This is a genomic window from Pseudomonas sp. MPB23 (genome assembly GCF_046605395.1).
In the GTDB taxonomy this organism is placed as follows: Bacteria; Pseudomonadota; Gammaproteobacteria; order Pseudomonadales; family Pseudomonadaceae; genus Aquipseudomonas.
Genome location: NZ_CP176771.1, coordinates 796,776 through 814,739, shown reverse-complemented (window position 1 = coordinate 814,739; position 17,964 = coordinate 796,776). Strand labels below are relative to the sequence as shown.

The following is a 17,964-nucleotide window of genomic DNA, read 5'->3' as shown; positions in this document are numbered from 1 at the left end:
TATATATTGAGATTTGCGGGACCTTGGGTTTATATTCGCCGCCTCCGCTCAGAACACTTCAGGTGAAGCGATGCAGGCGCAATTGATCGCGCTCGATTGGGGAACCAGCTCCCTTCGTACTTACAAGCTCGGCCCCGCAGGCCGGGTGCTGGAACAGCGCTCGCTGGCCACGGGCATCATGCATTTGCCCGGCGAACCCCGGGACATCGCCGGCGTTCGCTGCAGCGACGGCTTCGAGTTGGCGTTCGACGCGGCGTGCGGCGATTGGCTCGACGCGCAACCGGGCTTGCCGGTGATCGCCTGTGGCATGGTCGGCAGCGCCCAGGGCTGGAGCGAAGCGACCTACCGCAATACCCCGGTCGACGTCGCCAGCCTCGGCCAAGCGCTGCACACGGTGCGCAGCCTGCGGGGTGTCGACGTGCACATCGTGCCCGGTGTGATCGAGCAGGTCGGCTTGCCCAATGTGATGCGCGGCGAAGAAACCCAGGTGCTGGGCGTGCTGCAAAACCTGTCGGCCAGCGGCGAATTATTGATCGGTCTGCCCGGCAGCCATTCCAAATGGGTCGAGGTGGTCGACGGCTGCATCACCCATTTCGACACCTTCATGACCGGCGAGCTGTTCGCGGTGCTGAGCAAGCACAGCCTCCTCGGTCGCACGCAACAGAGCGCCGAGCAGTTCCAGGCCGACGCCTTTGACCGTGGCGTGCACGTGGCGCTGTCTGCGGATGGCCAGCGCGGCGTGCTGTCGACGCTGTTCAGCGCGCGCACCCTGGGGCTGACCGGCGAACTCGCTCCCGACCAGCAGCCCGACTACCTCTCTGGCCTGCTGATCGGTCATGAACTCGCCGGCTTGCCCGGCGCCGCCAAACACAAGCCGATTATCCTGGTCGGCGCCGCGCCGCTCTGTGCCCGTTACCAACGCGCCCTCAGCCTCTGCGGCTTCGCCCACGTCAGCCTGGCGCAAGAGGCTACCGAACGCGGTCTCTGGCAGTTGGCCCTGGCTGCCGGGCTCCTACCACCTGCAACGGAGGCCTGACATGCTCAAGCAAGCACTCGCACAAAACGGTTTGATCGCGATTCTGCGTGGCGTACGACCGGACGAAGCCCAGGCGATCGGCCAGGTGCTGTACCAGGCCGGTTTTCGCGTGATCGAAGTCCCGCTCAATTCGCCGGACCCCTACACCAGCATCCGCACCCTGCGCGACAGCCTGCCCGCCGATTGCCTGATCGGTGCGGGCACGGTGCTGACGCCGGCGCAGGTCGAGCAGGTCAAAGCCGCCGGCGGCCAGGTGGTCGTTATGCCCCACAGTGATGCCAAGGTCTTGCGCGCCGCGAAAGCCGCCGGCCTGTACTTGTCGCCGGGTGTGGCGACGCCGACCGAAGCCTTCGCCGCACTGGATGAAGGCGCCGACGTATTGAAGCTGTTCCCCGCCGAGCAAATGGGCCCGGCGGTGATCAAAGCGTGGCTGGCGGTAGTGCCGGCAGGCACGTTGTTGCTGCCGGTGGGCGGCATTACCCCGGACAACATGCAGGTGTTTATCGACGCTGGCGCCAAAGGGTTCGGGTTGGGTTCCGGGTTGTTCAAACCGGGTATGACCGTGGATCAGGTGGCGAGCCGTGCCCTGGCCTATGTCGCCGCCTGGAAAGCCCTGAGCTGATATCAAGCCTCGCGCCGTTGGCGCCGCATCTATAAGAGAGATAACAGATGAAAATCACCAAACTCACGACCTTTATCGTTCCGCCACGCTGGTGCTTCCTCAAGATCGAGACCGACCAGGGTGTCACCGGCTGGGGCGAACCCGTGGTCGAAGGCCGCGCCCACACCGTGGCGGCTGCTGTCGAAGAACTGTCCGACTACCTGATCGGCAAAGACCCGCGCAATATCGAAGACATCTGGACCGTGCTCTACCGCGGCGGCTTCTATCGCGGCGGCGCCGTGCACATGAGCGCCCTGGCGGGCATCGACCAGGCGCTGTGGGACATCAAGGGCAAGGCCCTGGGTGTGTCGGTCAGCGACCTGCTGGGCGGCCAGGTGCGTGACAAGATCCGCGTGTATTCGTGGATCGGCGGCGACCGCCCCGCCGACACCGCCCGCGCCGCCAAAGAGGCCGTGGCCCGTGGCTTCACTGCGGTGAAAATGAACGGCACCGAAGAATTGCAGTTCGTCGACAGCTTTGAAAAAGTCGACCTGGCCCTGGCCAACGTCGCCGCCGTGCGCGATGCGGTCGGCCCCAACGTCGGCATCGGCGTCGACTTCCATGGCCGCGTGCACAAGCCCATGGCCAAGGTGCTGATGAAAGAGCTGGACCCGTACAAGCTGATGTTTATCGAAGAGCCGGTGCTCAGCGAAAACTACGAAGCGCTGAAGGAACTCGCACCGCTGACCAGCACCCCGATTGCCCTGGGCGAGCGCCTGTTCTCGCGCTGGGACTTCAAGCGCGTGCTCAGCGAAGGCTACGTTGACATCATCCAGCCGGACGCTTCCCACGCCGGCGGCATCACCGAAACCCGCAAGATCGCCAACATGGCCGAAGCCTACGACGTAGCGCTGGCGCTGCACTGCCCACTGGGCCCGATCGCCCTGGCCGCCTGCCTGCAGCTGGACGCGGTCTGCTACAACGCGTTTATCCAGGAGCAAAGCCTGGGCATCCACTACAACGAGAGCAACGACTTGCTCGACTACGTGCGCGATCCGGGCGTGTTCGACTATGACCAGGGCTTCGTGAAGATCCCCAACGGGCCGGGCCTGGGCATCGAGATCAACGAGGAATACGTGATCGAACGCGCGGCCATCGGCCACCGCTGGCGCAACCCGATCTGGCGCCATGCCGACGGCAGTTTCGCCGAGTGGTGATGCTTGCCTGAAAGAATGCGGCAAAAAATGTGGGAGGGGGCTTGCCCCCGATAGCGGCGAACCCGCCGCCGAAGATGTCGACTGACACTCACCTATCGGGGGCAAGCCCCCTCCCACATTTGAGCCGGTTTTTTCAGTAAGTCCGTCCTCAATAAACATAAAAAGAGACAACCCCATGCACCCTGAATCCCCCACCGGGCAGGCTTCTTTAGTCACGCCTAGCAGAAAGCGCTACTTCATCATGGTGCTGCTGTTTATCACCGTGGTGATCAACTACCTCGACCGCAGCAACCTGTCGATCGCGGCCCCGGCCCTGACCAGTGACCTGGGCATCGACCCCGTGCATGTCGGGCTGATTTTTTCGGCGTTCGGCTGGACCTACGCCGCGATGCAAATCCCCGGCGGCTGGCTGGTGGACCGGGTACCGCCGCGTATCCTCTACGCTGCCGCCCTGATGCTGTGGTCCATCGCCACCGTGATGCTCGGCTTTGCGGCCAGCTTCATCGCGCTGTTTGTCCTGCGCATGGCGGTGGGCGCCCTGGAAGCCCCGGCCTATCCGATCAATAGCCGCGTGGTCACCACGTGGTTCCCCGAGCGTGAGCGCGCTACCGCGATTGGCTTCTATACCTCCGGGCAGTTCGTCGGGCTGGCGTTTCTCACGCCAGTGCTGGCCTGGTTGCAGCACCACTACGGCTGGCACATGGTGTTTGTCACCACCGGTGGCGTCGGTATTCTCTGGGCGCTGATCTGGTACGCGGTGTACCGCGAGCCAAAGGACTTCAAGGGTGCCAATGCGGCTGAAATCGAACTGATCCGTGCCGGTGGCGGGCTGGTGGACATGCAGGCACAAAGCGCCAAGACGCCGTTCAGTTGGGTCGACCTGGGCATCGTGCTGAGCAAGCGCAAACTCTGGGGCATCTACCTGGGCCAGTTCTGCCTGAACTCCACGCTGTGGTTCTTCCTGACGTGGTTTCCGACCTATCTGGTGAAATATCGTGGGATGGACTTCATCAAATCCGGCCTGCTCGCGTCCCTGCCCTTCCTCGCGGCGTTTGTCGGCGTGCTGTGCTCCGGGATTTTTTCCGACTGGCTGATTCGCCGTGGTGCGTCGGTAGGCTTTGCGCGCAAGTTGCCGATCATTGGCGGGCTGTTGATTTCCACCGCGATCATTGGCGCCAACTACGTGGATTCGACGGCGTGGGTGATTGCGTTCCTGGCGGTGGCGTTCTTCGGCAACGGCCTGGCGTCGATCACCTGGTCGCTGGTGTCGACCTTGGCACCCGCTCGCTTGCTTGGCTTGACGGGTGGCGTATTCAACTTCATCGGCAACCTGGCGGCGATTGCCACGCCGATCGTGATTGGCTTCCTGGCCAGCGGCGATTCGTTCGCGCCGGCGATCACCTATATCGCCGTGCTGGCGTTGCTCGGGGCGCTTTCCTACATCTTGTTGGTGGGCAAGGTCGAACGGATCGAGTTGTAAAAGAACGGGCGACCTTGGGGTCGCCCGTTTTTTTGCGGCTTACGGCACTGACATTTCGTTACGGAATATATTCAGCGGGTCCCAGCGCTGCTTGGTACGCCGCAGGCGGCTTTCGATGATCAGATTGGGAAAGAAAACCGTGTACCACTGAGGGTTCTTGGCATTCGCCTGGTCGGCATCGGCATCGCGCCAATAACACTGCGGTTGCCACTTGAGCGCAGGTTGAAGCCTTTTTGCAAGGTGGCGTGGCGGCGGTCCGATTCGGTGATGAGATCAAATGCCATGATGTACTCCAAGGAGCCAAGAATGACTTCTGATGCAGCTAACTTAACGACCGGGAGCGCAAGAAATACGGGGGCTTGCTGAGGTGGTTAGACGGCAATAGGCATGAAGTGCGTTAAGGGGGAACGAATGGTTCGCCCCTTAAGCCTAGCGGAAGAGATCGAGGAACCGCGGCGTCAGTTCAACACGCCTTCCAGAATCTCATAGACGATACCCGTGCCCACTGCGATCAGCACCACGTCCGGGCCCGAACGGCGCCATTCGTAACCCTGGTAGTACGGCAGGCGTGCCAGGGCGCGGCTGTCGAGGCGTTCGCCGTAGTAGCCGTGGGGCAGCGGCCGGCCACGGACCAGGCGCACATTCGGCGGCGGTGGCGCGCCACGGGAGAATTGGCCGTGGTTGTCGTGGATGATCTGGCGTACCGGGCCGAAGTCCTTGGGCGGGCCGCCACGACGGTTGTCCTGCGGGCCGCGATGGTCGTCGCCACGTTGCTCGTGCTGGCCCTGCGGGCCGCCACGGTCGTCACCGCGCTGGTCAGGCGGCGCGGCTTGCACCAGGGTGCTGGCACCAAGCATCAGCACGCCAAGGCCTGCGATCAGGGATTTGGGCATTTTCATCGGGTAGTCCTCAGGGCACACAAACAAAAAAGGGATCTCGAACGAGGTTCGAAATCCCTTGGTCTTGTCAGTTTAGGTACTGATTGTTCAGGATGATTCCTCTGTATCAGGAACTTTACCTACAGCTTACGAGCCACTTACTTACGGGCGCTGCGGACACCTTCCGACAGTTCTGCGCACAAGCCCAACACCCCATCAATGGCTTGTTGATCACTTTTCGCAGTAGCGATGTGATCGATCAGCGCCGAACCCACCACCACACCATCGGCCAAGCGCGCGATGGCGGCGGCTTGCTCCGGCGTGCGGATACCGAAACCGATGCTGATCGGCAGGTCGGTATGCCGACGCAGACGGGTCACGGCCTCTTCGACGTGTTCCAGGGTCGCGGCACCGGCACCGGTCACACCGGCCACCGACACGTAGTACACAAAACCGGAGCTGCCGTTGAGCACGGTCGGCAGGCGCACATCGTCGGTGGTCGGCGTGGTCAGGCGGATAAAGTCGAGGCCTGCGGCCTGGGCCGGGTCGCACAGCTCGCCGTTGTGCTCGGGCGGCAGGTCGACCACGATCAGGCCGTCGACCCCGGCGGCCTTGGCGTCGGCAATAAACGCCGGCACGCCGTATTTGTGGATCGGGTTGAAGTAACCCATCAGCACCAGCGGCGTGTCGCTGTTGTCCTTGCGGAACTCGCGCACCATCTGCAGGGTTTTGGCCAGGTTTTGCTTGGCCTCCAGCGCGCGGATGTTGGCCAGTTGGATGGCCGGGCCATCGGCCATCGGATCGGTGAACGGCATGCCGAGCTCGATCACATCGGCGCCAGCGGCAGGCAGACCTTTGAGGATCGCCAGCGAGGTGTCATAGCCCGGGTCGCCGGCGGTGACGAAGGTCACCAGGGCGGCGCGGTTCTGTTCTTTGAGTTGCGCAAAGCGGGTTTGCAGGCGGCTCATTTAGTGTTTCTCCTGCTGGGACTGTTCCATGTGGTGCATCACGGTCTGCATGTCTTTGTCGCCACGGCCGGACAGGTTGACCACCATCAGGTGATCCTTGGGCAGCGTCGGTGCGCGTTTGAACACTTCGGCCAGGGCATGGGCGCTTTCCAGTGCAGGAATAATCCCTTCCAGGCGGCAGCATTTGTGGAAGGCGTCCAGGGCTTCGTGGTCGGTCACCGAGGTGTACTCGACGCGGCCGATGTCGTGTAACCAGGCGTGTTCAGGGCCGATGCCGGGGTAGTCGAGGCCGGCAGAAATCGAGTGGGCGTCGATGATCTGGCCGTCGTCGTCCTGCAGCAGGAAGGTGCGGTTGCCGTGCAGCACGCCCGGTACGCCGCCGTTGAGGCTGGCGGCATGCTTGCCGGTTTCGATGCCGTGGCCGGCCGCTTCGACGCCGATGATCTCGACGCTGGTGTCATCCAGGAACGGGTGGAACAGGCCCATGGCATTCGAGCCACCGCCGATGCATGCCACCAGGCTGTCCGGCAGGCGGCCTTCCTGGGCTTGCAGTTGGGTGCGGGTTTCCTTGCCGATCACGGACTGGAAGTCGCGCACCATCGCAGGATAAGGGTGCGGGCCGGCCACGGTGCCGATCAGGTAGAAGGTGTCGTCGACGTTGGTCACCCAGTCGCGCAGGGCTTCGTTCATCGCGTCTTTCAGGGTGCCGGTGCCGGCGACCACGGGGATGACTTCAGCGCCCAGCAGTTTCATGCGGAACACGTTGGCCTGTTGGCGCTCGATGTCGGTGGTGCCCATGTAGATCACGCATTGCAGGCCAAAGCGCGCGGCCACGGTGGCAGTGGCCACGCCGTGCATGCCGGCGCCGGTCTCGGCGATGATGCGTTTTTTGCCCATGCGCCGCGCCAGCAGGATCTGGCCAATGCAGTTGTTGATCTTGTGCGCGCCGGTGTGGTTCAGCTCTTCGCGCTTGAGGTAGATCTTGGCGCCGCCGCAGAACTCGGTCAGGCGCTCGGCGAAGTACAGCGGGCTTGGGCGGCCGACGTAGTCGCGCTGGAAGTAGGCCAATTCTTCGTTGAATGCCGGATCAATCTTGGCGGCTTCGTATTCACGCGCCAGCTCGAGGATCAACGGCATCAGGGTTTCGGCGACGTAGCGGCCGCCGAACGCGCCAAACAGGCCGTTGGCATCAGGGCCGTTGCGCAGATCGGTCTGGGACTGAGTCATGGGACGCTCCAGGAAAGAAGGTGTGTAGGAAACAATGAGGGCCACTCTACCCCTGACGCGGTACGCTGAAAACCGATAAGATCGCCGCAACCTGTCAGGAAAACTCACAGATGAGCCGAGACCTTCCCCCCCTCAACGCCTTGCGTGCCTTTGAAGCCACGGCGCGGCTCAACAGCGTCAGCCAGGCGGCTGAGCAGTTGCACGTGACCCACGGCGCGGTCAGCCGACAGCTAAAGGTGCTCGAAGAGCACCTCGGTGTCAGTTTGTTCGTCAAGGATGGGCGTGGCCTTAAACTCACAGATGCCGGTATCCGGCTGCGGGACGCGAGCGCCGAGGCGTTCGAGCGTTTAAGGGATGTGTGTGCCGAACTCACCCAAAGCAGCGCCGATGCCCCGTTCGTCCTGGGGTGCTCCGGCAGTTTGCTGGCGCGCTGGTTGATCCCGCGCCTGGGCCGTCTGAACGCTGACCTGCCGGACCTGCGTTTGCACCTGTCGGCAGGCGATGGCGATCTCGACCCGCGGCGTCCGGGGCTGGATGCCTTGCTGGTCTTCGCCGAGCCGCCCTGGCCGGCGGATATGCAAGTCTACGAGCTGGCCAGCGAGCGTATCGGCCCGGTGATGAGCCCGCGTTTTGCCGGTTACGAGCGCTTGCGCCAAGCGCCAGCCTCGGCCCTGTGCGGTGAACCGTTGCTGCACACCACCTCGCGTCCGCAAGCCTGGCCGATTTGGGCGCAGCAGCACGGGATCGAGCCTGGTGCGTTGAAACACGGGCAGGGGTTCGAGCATTTGTATTATTTGCTGGAGGCGGCGGTGGCCGGCCTGGGCGTGGCGATCGCGCCGCAACCGCTGGTGGCGGAGGACTTGCGCGCCGGTCGTCTGGTGGCGCCGTGGGGTTTCAGTGAAACCCCGGCGCACCTGGCGTTGTGGCTGCCCAAGCGCGCCGCAGACGGGCGCGCCCGGCAACTGGCGCAGTGGCTCAAGGCGGAGCTGTTGCACCAGCCCGAATAGCCGGTAAATCAGTTACCGCGTTTGCACAGCAGGTAAGCCGCGAGCAAACCCAGTGCGCCAACGGCGACGCCGGCTGTAGTCCATGGGTGCTCTTGCGCGTAGTCCCGTGTTGCAACACCGGTTTCGCGGATTTTGACTTTGCTTTCTTCGTAGGCATCGCTGATCAGGTGGCGGGAGTGCTTGAGGGCATTCTCGGCATTGCTTTTCAGGGCCTTCAGCGTTTTGAGCGACTCATCGGATGCATCGTCCTTGAGGCTTTCAAGGGACTTGAGCAGGCTCGAGATCTCGGCTTCCATGCTTTCCAGCGACGCTTTACGTAAAGAAGTGTTGGCCATGTGGACTCTCCTGAAATGATTGAGTGGCGTGTGTAGATACCGACTGCGGCCGTCTCAGAAAGTGCAGTAATTCTGAACTTTTGAGTAGGAATAGTCGCCACATGCAGTATGAACTTTGACTGCTAGGCTTTATTGACGACCCTCAGGAGAAACCCTTATGTCTGATCATCACACCTACAAAAAAGTCGAATTGGTGGGTTCGTCCACCAATAGCATCGAAGAGGCGATCAACAACGCCTTGGCTGAAGCCAGTAAGAGCATCAAGCATCTGGAGTGGTTCGAGGTGACCGAAACCCGTGGTCACATCAAGGATGGCAAGGCTGCACACTTCCAGGTCACCCTCAAGGTGGGGTTCCGCATTGCCAGTAGTTGATCGCGCCGGTTGAACTTGCCGACTGGCCGATTGCCATAACCTGCGCTACAACCAATGGGGTGCCGATGCGAGCTGCGTTGGCACGCTCTTTCGATCAGCGCAAGGAAAGTGACGGATGAAGAAGTTCCTGTTAGCGGTAGGTTTGTTGAGCATGGCGGGCACGGCCCTGGCGGCTGGCAAGCCTTGTGAAGAGCTCAAAAGCGAAATTGCAGCAAAAATCGACGCTAAAGGCGCTTCGGGTTATTCGCTGGAAGTGGTGGATAAAGGCGCCTCGACGGACGCCAAAGTGGTAGGCACCTGCGACGGCGGCACCAAGGAAATCGTCTACAAACGCGGTTGATCCCATGTTTCAGGCAAAAAAACCGACGCGGGTGCGTCGGTTTTTTTTCGCCTGGCGTTTAGCCCCTCATCAACTGTGCCAGCAGCTCGTAGGAATGAATCCGGTCGGCATGTTCGTACAGGTCACAGGTAAAGATCAGCTCATCGGCGCCGGTCTGTTCGATCAGCACCTCCAGTTTGGCGCGGATTTTCGCAGGGCTGCCGACCATGGCCAGGCCAAGGAAGCTGCCGACCGCGTCTTTTTCGTGGGGCAGCCACAGGCCGTCCATGGTGTTCACCGGTGGGCGTTGCACCAGGCTTTGCCCACGCATCAACGCGAGAATGCGTTGGTACACCGAGGTGGCCAGGTAGTCGGCCTGCTCGTCGGTATCGGCGGCTACCAGGGGAATGCCGAGCATCACGTAGGGCTTGTCGAGTACGGCCGAAGGCTTGAAGTGGTTGCGGTACACGCGAATCGCTTCATGCATCAGGCGCGGTGCGAAATGGGAGGCGAAGGCGTAGGGCAAACCGCGTTCACCGGCCAGTTGCGCACTGAACAGGCTGGAACCGAGTAGCCACACCGGTACGTGGGTGCCACTGCCCGGCACGGCGATCACGCGCTGGTCCGGCGTGCGTGGGCCCAGGTAGGCCATCAGTTCGGCCACGTCTTCGGGGAAGTCGTCGGCGCTGCCGGAACGTTCGCGGCGCAGGGCGCGGGCGGTCATCTGGTCGGAACCGGGCGCGCGGCCCAGGCCCAGGTCGATCCGGCCGGGATAGAGGCTTTCCAGGGTGCCGAACTGTTCGGCGATCACCAACGGCGCGTGGTTGGGCAGCATCACACCGCCGGAGCCGACGCGAATCGTCGAGGTGCCGCCGGCCAGGTAGCCCAGCAAGACCGAGGTGGCCGAGCTGGCGATGCCGTCCATATTGTGGTGCTCGGCCACCCAGAAACGGTGGTAGCCGAACTGTTCCACGTGCTGGGCCAGGTCCAGGGAATTGCGCAGCGACTGCGCCACGCTGCCGTTGGCCCGCACGGGCACCAGGTCGAGGGTCGAGAACTTTACGTCGGACAGCGATTTCATAAGCCTGCTTCTCCAATGGGGGCGCAGGCTTTTTAGACGAACCAAAACCTGCCGCTTCATGTGCATGGTCTATGCAATGAGGGCATATACCCGAGATTCAATAGATCGTGAGAAATTTCCTACTTTATTGCTAGGTTTCTCTTACAAGTGAACTTTGCTAAAGCTTCTATCCTCAGAACCGTTACTGACGCAAACCATCGTTTGAGGAGACTGCTATGAGTATCGTTAAAAAAGCATCCGCGCATTGGGAAGGTGATCTGAAGACTGGCCTGGGTTCCATCTCCACGGAAACCGGCGTGCTGCGCGAAGCGCCTTACGGCTTCAAGGCCCGTTTCGAGGGCGGCAAGGGCACCAACCCTGAAGAGTTGATCGGTGCGGCCCACGCTGGCTGTTTCTCCATGGCGTTTTCCATGATTCTCGGCGACGCCGGGCTCAAGGCTGACAGCATCGACACCCAGGCCGAAGTGACTCTGGATCAGGTCGACGGTGGCTTTGCGATCACCGCCGTGCACTTGGTTCTCAAGGCCAAGATCCCCGGTGCGAGCCAGGCGCAGTTCGATGAGCTGAGCAAGAAGGCCAAGGAAGGGTGCCCGGTGTCCAAGGTGCTGAATGCCACCATCACGTTGGATGCCACGCTCGTTAACTAACTGCCCTTCACCTCTATGGTAGGCGCGAGCTTGCTCGCGAAGAACCCAAGGACACCGCGTTACATCAGGAAATACGCGTTATCGTTGACGTTTTTCGCGAGCAAGCTCGCTCCTACAAGGGCAGGTATGCTCGAATAGCCGATGCATCCTTAGACGCACACCCGTGCGCATGCATTCAGGGAGCTTCACACATGAAACGTTTTGCCTTGGCGATCATCTGCGCTGTGTTGGCCACATCGGCTGTGGCCGCGCCCAAAGACTGCGAAGCGCTCAGGAAAGAGATCGAGGTCAAAATCCAGGCTAACGCGGTACCGTCCTACACGTTGGAGATCGTCAGCAAGGAAGAAGCTGACAAGCACGACGCCGCCATGGTCGTCGGCACCTGTGAAAACGGCACCAAAGCTGTCATCTATCAGAAAAACAACGACTGATCAGAGGCAGTTCACGCTGCGTTCTTCGGCCAGCAATTGGCGGGCGGCGTCATACAAACGGATATTCGGCGTATAGCCCAATGAGCGTCCTTCCAGGCGATAGCGTTGGCCGGCCTGGAAATGGTCGTACTGCAACGTGATGAAGCAGGTACGGTCGCTCGTTTGCCCAAACCCGCTGAAGCTGCCGCCGGTCGGCACTTCGAAATCAAAGCGCACCATCAACTCGTGACTGCCCGGTGGCATCTGGAAGAAGCGTCCGTCCGGTAGATTCTTGCCGTCCAGGCGTTGGGCCATCACCAGCTTGGCCCCCGGCGTCGGCGTGGCGAAATCGATCCAGGCCTGCTGCGGATCGACCGGCGGGAGGGGGGTGGAAGCACAGGCGCTCAGAAACAGCACGGTGATGGTAAGCAAGAGCTGACGCATGGCAGGCACTCAACACAACGAGAGGTTTGAGTATAAACACGTCACGCCGTGGAAAAACGTCGCGCAGGCAGGATAGTCTGGCGAGCCAATTACCCAGGAGCAGTCGCGGCATGGTCAGGCGTTTTCTTGCAGTGTGGGTGGTTGTGCTGCTCAGCGGTTGTTCGAGCATCGGTTATTACAGCCAATTGGCCGGCGGTCAGTGGCAATTGTTGCGGGCCCGGGAGCCAGTGGCCGAGGTCATCGCCGACCCGGCGCGCCCGCAGCCGCTGCGTGACCACCTGGTGCAAGCGCAGAAAGCCCGGACATTCGCCAGTGAGCACCTGCACCTGCCCGACAACCTGAGTTACCGTCTGTACGCTGATATCGGCCGGCCCTATGTGGTCTGGAACGTCTTCGCCACGCAGGAATTTTCCCTGTCGCCTGAAAACCATTGCTTTCCCATCGCTGGCTGTGTGGCCTACCGGGGCTACTACAGCCAGGCTGCGGCGCGGGGTGAAGCGGCACTGTTGCGGCAACGGGGCATGGACGTCTCGATCGGTGGCGTCGAGGCCTATTCCACCCTGGGCTGGTTCAACGATCCGATCATGAACTCGATGATGAACTGGGGCGATGAGCGTCTGGCGACATTGATCTTTCATGAGCTGGCGCACCAGCGTTTCTACGTGAAGGATGACACGGCGTTCAACGAGTCGTTTGCCACCTTCGTCGAGCAGGAAGGCACCCGCCAATGGCGCGCGGCTCGGGGCTTGGCACCCCTGAGCGACTCGACGCTGCGCCAGCGCGACCAATTTACCCGCCTGATCCTCGATACCCGCAAACGGCTGGAAACCCTCTACGCCCAGCCGTTGCCGGCCGAGGCGATGCGCCAGGCCAAAGCCGCGCAGTTCGAGGGTTTGCGCGAGGATTACCGGCAGTTGCGCGATAGCCAATGGGCCGGCGACAAACGTTATGACGCCTGGATCAACCAGCCGATGAACAACGCGCGGTTGTTGCCGTTCGGGCTGTATGACCAATGGGTGCCAGCGTTTGCGGCGTTGTTCCGGCAGGAGGGTGAGGATTGGGTGAGGTTCTATGCGGCCGTGGAGCGCATGGGGCAGTTGCCTGTGGGGCCGCGCAAAGCGGCGTTGAGGCAGTTGGTGCAGCGTCCTTAAGGCCGCTGCAAAAACGCCTGATGCATCTCCTCCAACGTCGCAAAATGCCAGGTCGGCGCCTCGGCGTTCAACTCCTCGAAACTGCCAAACCCGTAGCCCACCGCGGCTGAATCCACGCCATTGCTGCGCGCGCCGATCAGGTCATGCTTGCGGTCGCCGATCATCAAGGTGGTGGCCGGGTCCAGGCGTTCTTCGCTGATCAAATGCGCAATCAGCTCGACCTTATTGGTGCGCGTGCCATCCAGTTCGCTGCCGTAGATCACCTTGAAATGCCGGGCAAAATCGAAATGCCGAGCGATCTCCCGGGCAAACACCCAGGGCTTGGACGTCGCGACATATAGCTGGCGACCCTGGCTGCTCAAGTCTTCCAGCAGCGGCATCACGCCGTCGAACACGCGGTTTTCGTACAGGCCGGTGACCTTGAAGCGTTCGCGGTAGAAATTCACCGCCTCCCAGGCCTTGGCCTCGTCGAACCCATAGAACTGCATGAATGCCTGCAACAGCGGCGGGCCGATGAAGTGTTCGAGCCGGGTGATGTCCGGCTCGTCGATACCGAGTTTGCCCAGGGCGTACTGGATCGAACGGGTAATGCCCTCGCGTGGGTCGGTGAGGGTGCCATCGAGGTCGAACAGGATCGTTTGGTATTTCTGAGTCATTGGTCGAATCCTTCCGCCAAGTGCAGGTCTTTGAGCTTCACGTAGTTCGCGGCGCTGTAGGTGAAAAACGCGCGTTCCTTGTCAGTCAGTTCGCGGATCTGTTTAACCGGACTGCCCACATACAAAAAGCCGCTTTCGAGTTTCTTGCCCGGCGGCACCAGGCTACCGGCGCCGATGATCACGTCATCTTCCACCACGGCGCCGTCCATCACGATGCTGCCCATGCCGATCAGGATGCGATTGCCCACGGTGCAGCCATGCAGCATGACCTTGTGGGCGATGGTCACGTCATCGCCGATCAGCAGCGGGAACCCGTCCGGGTTGAAGGGCCCTGCGTGGGTGATGTGCAGCACGCAGCCGTCCTGCACGCTGGTGCGCGCACCGATGCGGATGCGGTGCATGTCGCCGCGAATCACGGTCAGCGGCCAGACCGAGCTGTCGGCGCCGATTTCGACATCGCCGATCACCACCGCCGAAATATCGACAAAAGCCCCGGCGGCCAGGGTCGGCGTGTGGTTCTGATAGGTGCGAAGGGTCACGATAGCCTCTCTCTCTTCTGCTGATAGCTGCGGTGGACGTTGATTGTAATTAAGATGGCCCCATCTTTGTTCTTACATGTTTCTTCAGCCAAGGTGCCCACCGTGAGCGCGAACAACCCGCTTCTGCAGTCCTACGACCTGCCGCCGTTCTCGGCGATCCGTGCCGAGCACGTTCAGCCGGCCATCGAACAGATCCTCGCCGACAACCGTGTCGCCATCGAAGGCATCCTGCAAAGCCAGGGGAAAAATCCGACGTGGGCCGGTCTGGTCCTCGCCATGGATGAACTGAATGATCGCCTCGGCGCCGCCTGGAGCCCGGTCAGCCACCTCAATGCCGTGTGCAACAGCGCCGAACTGCGCGAAGCCTACGAGGCATGCCTGCCGGCGTTGAGCGCCTATTCCACCGAGATGGGCCAGAACCGCGAACTGTTCCAGGCCTTCGAAGCCCTGGCCAACAGCCCGGAAGCCGCCGGTTTCGACGTGGCGCAGAAAACCATCCTGGAACACTCACTGCGCGATTTCCGCCTGTCGGGTATCGACCTGCCGCCCGAACAGCAAAAACGCTACGCCGAAGTGCAAAGCAAACTCTCCGAGCTGGGCAGCAAGTTCTCCAACCAATTGCTGGACGCGACCCAGGCCTGGACCAAACACGTCACCGATGAAGCCACCCTCGCCGGCCTGACCGACTCGGCCAAGGCGCAAATGGCTGCCGCTGCCCAGGCCAAAGGCCTCGACGGTTGGTTGATCACCCTGGAATTTCCCAGCTACTACGCGGTGATGACCTACGCCCAGGACCGCGCCCTGCGCGAAGAAATCTATGCCGCCTACTGCACCCGTGCGTCGGACCAAGGCCCGAATGCCGGTCAGAACGATAACGGCCCGGTCATGGAACAGATCCTCGATCTGCGTCAGGAACTCGCCCAACTGCTGGGCTATGCGTCCTTCTCGGAATTGAGCCTGGCCACGAAAATGGCCGACTCCAGCGACCAGGTACTGAGTTTCCTGCGTGACCTGGCCAAGCGCAGCAAGCCGTTCGCCGCCCAGGACCTGCAACAGCTCAAGGCCTACGCCGCCGAACAAGGCTGCGCCGACCTGCAAAGCTGGGACAGCGGTTTCTACGGTGAAAAACTGCGTGAGCAGCGCTACAGCGTGTCCCAGGAAGCCCTGCGCGCCTACTTCCCGATCGACAAGGTGCTTGGCGGCCTGTTCGCCATCGTGCAGCGTCTTTACGGCATCGAGATCGCCGAGCAGAAAGGCTTCGACACCTGGCACCCGGACGGGCGCCTGTTTGAAATCAAGGAAAACGGCCAGCACGTCGGGCGCTTCTTCTTCGACCTGTACGCCCGCGCCAACAAGCGTGGCGGCGCCTGGATGGACGGCGCGCGCGACCGTCGCCGCACCCTCGACGGCGTGCTGCAAAGCCCGGTGGCCAACCTGGTGTGCAACTTCACTCCGGCCGACAGCGGCAAGCCTGCCCTGCTGACCCACGACGAAGTCACCACCCTGTTCCACGAATTCGGCCACGGCCTGCACCACCTGCTGACCCGCGTCGAGCATGCCGGCGTGTCCGGCATCAACGGCGTGGCCTGGGATGCGGTGGAGTTGCCGAGCCAGTTCATGGAGAACTGGTGCTGGGAGCCGGAAGGCCTGGCGCTGATCTCCGGCCACTATGAAACCGGCGAACCGCTGCCCCAGGACCTGCTGGAAAAAATGCTCGCGGCGAAGAACTTCCAGTCCGGCCTGATGATGGTGCGCCAGCTGGAATTCTCGTTGTTCGACTTTGAACTGCATGCCACCCATGGCGATGGCCGTAGCGTCGCGCAGGTGCTCGAAAGCGTGCGCGACGAGGTGTCGGTGATGCGTCCGCCAGCGTATAACCGTTTTCCCAACAGCTTCGCGCACATCTTCGCCGGCGGTTATGCCGCGGGTTACTACAGCTACAAATGGGCCGAAGTGCTGTCGGCCGATGCCTTCTCCAAGTTCGAAGAAGACGGCGTGCTCAATGCCGACACCGGCCGCGCCTTCCGTGAGGCGATCCTGGCCCGTGGCGGTTCCCAGGCGCCGATGGTGTTGTTTGTCGATTTCCGCGGGCGTGCGCCGTCGATTGACGCACTCCTGCGCCACAGCGGCCTGAGTGAGGACGCAGCAGCATGAGTGACATACCCGTGATCAGCAAAAAGCAATTTATCGCCGGGGCCGTGTGCCCGGCGTGCAGCGAGCCGGACAAACTGAAGATGTGGACCGAGGACAACGTGCCCCACCGTGAATGCGTCGCCTGCGGTTATACCGACACGCTCAATGACCAGGGTTTATCGGTGCCCAAGGAATTGGGCACGCGGGTCAATACCTCGGCGCTCAAAGTGCCGGACCCGAAGGTGCTGTCGGTGCAGTTCTTTCCTAACCCCAAGCTGAAAAAAACCTGACAAAAACATCCCCGGTAGGAGCGAGCTTGCTCGCTCCTACCGTTAGGGTTTTACGTCGAGGCGGCCTGCTGTACTCATCCAATCCTTCATCGAGCACAGTGCAAACGCGCTGGTGCTGCAGTCGCCATTCGCCAGGGCGGTGCGCAACTTGTCGATATCGGCCCTCATCATGTAGAGGATGCCGTCCTTGAAGCCGTTGCTGGTACCGAAGCCCCCCAAGGTCATTTCGTTCAGCGCCTCTTCTTTGCTCCATCCCTGAACCACCACGCGGTACATCGCGGCCATCAAGCCCGTGCGGTCCGAGCCGTGCTTGCAGTGCATCAGCACCGGGCCACTGGCCTCGGCTTCCTTGATCACCCTCAATGCCGCCAGTACGTCGGAATCGTCCACGTGATTGGTGCGATAAACCAACTGAACCTGACGGATGCCAGGCGTTTTGAGCCAGCGGGTATCGGACTCCGGCAGAAAATTGATGACCGTGCCGATCTTGAGGTTTTCCAGCAGCGTCGTGGCATGGCTATCCGGCAACGCGCTGCGATAGAGCGTGGGGGTCATCTGATACAAGTTGTATCGGTTGCCCACGGGTTGCGCCCATTCCGGTGAGCGGATGGAGGCGAGGTCATCGGCCTGGGTAAAAGCCGAAGTGCACAGGGCCATAAGGGCCAGGCCGAGGGCTGTAAACCAATGATGCTTGAGCATGGGCGAAATGACCGGTGGGTGTATGGGTTGATGGCGCCCAGCGTCGCGCAGGCCAGGTCAATGAGGCGTGAGGTGCTCGTCAAAGAGTCGTGAATCCTTGATCTATTCGTTGCCAAGCGGCGGATAAGCCCGTGCACCTGACCGCCCAACGGCACTGGTCAGAAACTGGGTGTACCGATACTGTATATAAAAACAGTATCGAGGCGCTTTCATGTCTACTCCGCTGCCGCCCCGTGGTCGGGGCACGGCCACCAACCTGCACAACCGCTTTGCGCCCACGGCCAGCGTGGTCGAGGACGACGGCTGGTACCAGGAAGTGCCGCCGACCCAGGGCACCGAAGTGCGCATCGAGACGGCCAAGACCATCATCACCCGCAACAACTCGCCGGATCTGCCATTCGATCGCTCGATCAATCCGTATCGTGGCTGCGAGCATGTTATCGTCGAAACAAAAATGTATGGCCAGACTGTCT

23 protein-coding genes and 1 pseudogene are annotated in these 17,964 nt (G+C 61.6%); 13 read left to right on the top strand and 11 right to left on the bottom strand.

Annotated features, from left to right (window positions below; genetic code table 11):
* Positions 1 to 70: 70 nt before the first annotated feature.
* The 4 genes from ACLH0J_RS03660 to ACLH0J_RS03645 all read left to right on the top strand — a co-directional run bounded on the left by ACLH0J_RS03660 (position 71) and on the right by ACLH0J_RS03645 (position 4,334).
* Complete coding sequence (locus tag ACLH0J_RS03660) at positions 71 to 1,036, top strand: 2-dehydro-3-deoxygalactonokinase (protein ID WP_411390900.1); 966 nt, start codon at positions 71 to 73, stop codon at positions 1,034 to 1,036.
* A 1-nt stretch (position 1,037) separates the two neighbouring features.
* Entirely contained in the window at positions 1,038 to 1,658 is a 621-nt protein-coding gene (locus tag ACLH0J_RS03655; protein ID WP_411390899.1) for a 2-dehydro-3-deoxy-6-phosphogalactonate aldolase, read from the top strand.
* 47 nt (positions 1,659 to 1,705) lie between these two features.
* Entirely contained in the window at positions 1,706 to 2,854 is a 1,149-nt protein-coding gene (dgoD, locus tag ACLH0J_RS03650; protein WP_010565827.1) for a galactonate dehydratase, read from the top strand.
* A 175-nt stretch (positions 2,855 to 3,029) separates the two neighbouring features.
* Positions 3,030 to 4,334 (top strand): MFS transporter, encoded by a 1,305-nt coding sequence (locus ACLH0J_RS03645; protein WP_411390898.1) that lies wholly within the window; start codon positions 3,030 to 3,032, stop codon positions 4,332 to 4,334.
* A gap of 39 nt (positions 4,335 to 4,373) precedes the next feature.
* Here the strand turns inward: ACLH0J_RS03645 and ACLH0J_RS03640 are convergent, their stop codons facing one another.
* The 5 genes from ACLH0J_RS03640 to trpB form a co-directional block, all read right to left on the bottom strand.
* Positions 4,374 to 4,439, bottom strand: a complete 66-nt coding sequence (locus tag ACLH0J_RS03640) for a BBE domain-containing protein (RefSeq protein WP_411392771.1) — start codon at positions 4,437 to 4,439, stop codon at positions 4,374 to 4,376.
* Between the two features lie 14 nt (positions 4,440 to 4,453).
* Positions 4,454 to 4,618 (bottom strand): hypothetical protein, encoded by a 165-nt coding sequence (locus tag ACLH0J_RS03635; RefSeq protein WP_411390897.1) that lies wholly within the window; start codon positions 4,616 to 4,618, stop codon positions 4,454 to 4,456.
* 174 nt (positions 4,619 to 4,792) lie between these two features.
* Positions 4,793 to 5,233: an anti-virulence regulator CigR family protein gene (locus ACLH0J_RS03630; RefSeq protein WP_411390896.1), complete on the bottom strand. Its 441-nt coding sequence runs from the start codon at positions 5,231 to 5,233 to the stop codon at positions 4,793 to 4,795.
* Positions 5,234 to 5,370: 137 nt separating this feature from the next.
* The gene (gene trpA / locus ACLH0J_RS03625) at positions 5,371 to 6,180 is read right to left on the bottom strand and encodes a tryptophan synthase subunit alpha (RefSeq protein ID WP_411390895.1); all 810 of its coding nucleotides are present in this window, start codon (positions 6,178 to 6,180) and stop codon (positions 5,371 to 5,373) included.
* Entirely contained in the window at positions 6,181 to 7,407 is a 1,227-nt protein-coding gene (gene trpB / locus ACLH0J_RS03620) for a tryptophan synthase subunit beta (RefSeq protein ID WP_411390894.1), read from the bottom strand.
* A gap of 110 nt (positions 7,408 to 7,517) precedes the next feature.
* Here trpB and ACLH0J_RS03615 point away from each other — a divergent pair, with 110 nt between their 5' ends.
* Positions 7,518 to 8,414: a LysR family transcriptional regulator gene (locus ACLH0J_RS03615; RefSeq protein WP_411390893.1), complete on the top strand. Its 897-nt coding sequence runs from the start codon at positions 7,518 to 7,520 to the stop codon at positions 8,412 to 8,414.
* Positions 8,415 to 8,422: 8 nt separating this feature from the next.
* On the opposite strand, the gene ACLH0J_RS03610 is transcribed toward ACLH0J_RS03615, so the two are convergent.
* Positions 8,423 to 8,749: a YqjD family protein gene (locus tag ACLH0J_RS03610; protein ID WP_010565821.1), complete on the bottom strand. Its 327-nt coding sequence runs from the start codon at positions 8,747 to 8,749 to the stop codon at positions 8,423 to 8,425.
* A 157-nt stretch (positions 8,750 to 8,906) separates the two neighbouring features.
* Here ACLH0J_RS03610 and ACLH0J_RS03605 point away from each other — a divergent pair, with 157 nt between their 5' ends.
* Complete coding sequence (locus ACLH0J_RS03605) at positions 8,907 to 9,122, top strand: dodecin (RefSeq protein ID WP_411390892.1); 216 nt, start codon at positions 8,907 to 8,909, stop codon at positions 9,120 to 9,122.
* A 115-nt stretch (positions 9,123 to 9,237) separates the two neighbouring features.
* Complete coding sequence (locus ACLH0J_RS03600; RefSeq protein WP_411390891.1) at positions 9,238 to 9,462, top strand: DUF1161 domain-containing protein; 225 nt, start codon at positions 9,238 to 9,240, stop codon at positions 9,460 to 9,462.
* 58 nt (positions 9,463 to 9,520) lie between these two features.
* Here ACLH0J_RS03600 and ACLH0J_RS03595 read toward each other — a convergent pair whose 3' ends face one another.
* Positions 9,521 to 10,522 carry an LLM class flavin-dependent oxidoreductase gene (locus ACLH0J_RS03595; RefSeq protein WP_411390890.1) on the bottom strand — a complete coding sequence of 334 codons (1,002 nt, stop codon included), beginning with the start codon at positions 10,520 to 10,522 and terminating at the stop codon, positions 9,521 to 9,523.
* A 215-nt stretch (positions 10,523 to 10,737) separates the two neighbouring features.
* Between ACLH0J_RS03595 and ACLH0J_RS03590 the strand changes: the two genes are divergently transcribed.
* Positions 10,738 to 11,169: an OsmC family protein gene (locus tag ACLH0J_RS03590; RefSeq protein WP_124434752.1), complete on the top strand. Its 432-nt coding sequence runs from the start codon at positions 10,738 to 10,740 to the stop codon at positions 11,167 to 11,169.
* Positions 11,170 to 11,360: 191 nt separating this feature from the next.
* The gene (locus tag ACLH0J_RS03585) at positions 11,361 to 11,600 is read left to right on the top strand and encodes a DUF1161 domain-containing protein (RefSeq protein ID WP_411390889.1); all 240 of its coding nucleotides are present in this window, start codon (positions 11,361 to 11,363) and stop codon (positions 11,598 to 11,600) included.
* Here the strand turns inward: ACLH0J_RS03585 and ACLH0J_RS03580 are convergent, their stop codons facing one another.
* The gene (locus ACLH0J_RS03580) at positions 11,601 to 12,023 is read right to left on the bottom strand and encodes a hypothetical protein (protein WP_411390888.1); all 423 of its coding nucleotides are present in this window, start codon (positions 12,021 to 12,023) and stop codon (positions 11,601 to 11,603) included.
* A 110-nt stretch (positions 12,024 to 12,133) separates the two neighbouring features.
* Here ACLH0J_RS03580 and ACLH0J_RS03575 point away from each other — a divergent pair, with 110 nt between their 5' ends.
* Positions 12,134 to 13,174 carry an aminopeptidase gene (locus ACLH0J_RS03575; RefSeq protein WP_411390887.1) on the top strand — a complete coding sequence of 347 codons (1,041 nt, stop codon included), beginning with the start codon at positions 12,134 to 12,136 and terminating at the stop codon, positions 13,172 to 13,174.
* Here ACLH0J_RS03575 and ACLH0J_RS03570 read toward each other — a convergent pair.
* A complete protein-coding gene (locus ACLH0J_RS03570; RefSeq protein ID WP_411390886.1) occupies positions 13,171 to 13,830 on the bottom strand; it encodes an HAD family hydrolase in 660 nt (219 codons plus the stop codon). The two genes, ACLH0J_RS03575 and ACLH0J_RS03570, sit on opposite strands and share 4 nt — an antisense overlap.
* Positions 13,827 to 14,369: a gamma carbonic anhydrase family protein gene (locus tag ACLH0J_RS03565; RefSeq protein WP_411390885.1), complete on the bottom strand. Its 543-nt coding sequence runs from the start codon at positions 14,367 to 14,369 to the stop codon at positions 13,827 to 13,829. Before ACLH0J_RS03565 ends, ACLH0J_RS03570 begins: the two co-directional genes overlap by 4 nt.
* Before the next feature lie 102 nt (positions 14,370 to 14,471).
* On the opposite strand from ACLH0J_RS03565, the gene prlC reads away from it, so the two are divergent.
* On the top strand, positions 14,472 to 16,523 hold the full coding sequence (gene prlC / locus ACLH0J_RS03560) for an oligopeptidase A (RefSeq protein WP_411390884.1): 2,052 nt from the start codon (positions 14,472 to 14,474) through the stop codon (positions 16,521 to 16,523).
* Complete coding sequence (locus ACLH0J_RS03555; RefSeq protein WP_411390883.1) at positions 16,520 to 16,792, top strand: YheV family putative zinc ribbon protein; 273 nt, start codon at positions 16,520 to 16,522, stop codon at positions 16,790 to 16,792. The genes prlC and ACLH0J_RS03555 overlap by 4 nt, the downstream gene beginning before the upstream one ends.
* Positions 16,793 to 16,834: 42 nt before the next feature.
* Here the strand turns inward: ACLH0J_RS03555 and ACLH0J_RS03550 are convergent, their stop codons facing one another.
* Positions 16,835 to 17,491: a tyrosine-protein phosphatase gene (locus ACLH0J_RS03550; protein ID WP_411390882.1), complete on the bottom strand. Its 657-nt coding sequence runs from the start codon at positions 17,489 to 17,491 to the stop codon at positions 16,835 to 16,837.
* 211 nt (positions 17,492 to 17,702) lie between these two features.
* Between ACLH0J_RS03550 and ACLH0J_RS03545 the strand changes: the two are divergent.
* Positions 17,703 to 17,927, top strand: a pseudogene (locus ACLH0J_RS03545) (radical SAM protein); the annotation flags it as partial.
* Positions 17,928 to 17,964: the final 37 nt, after the last annotated feature.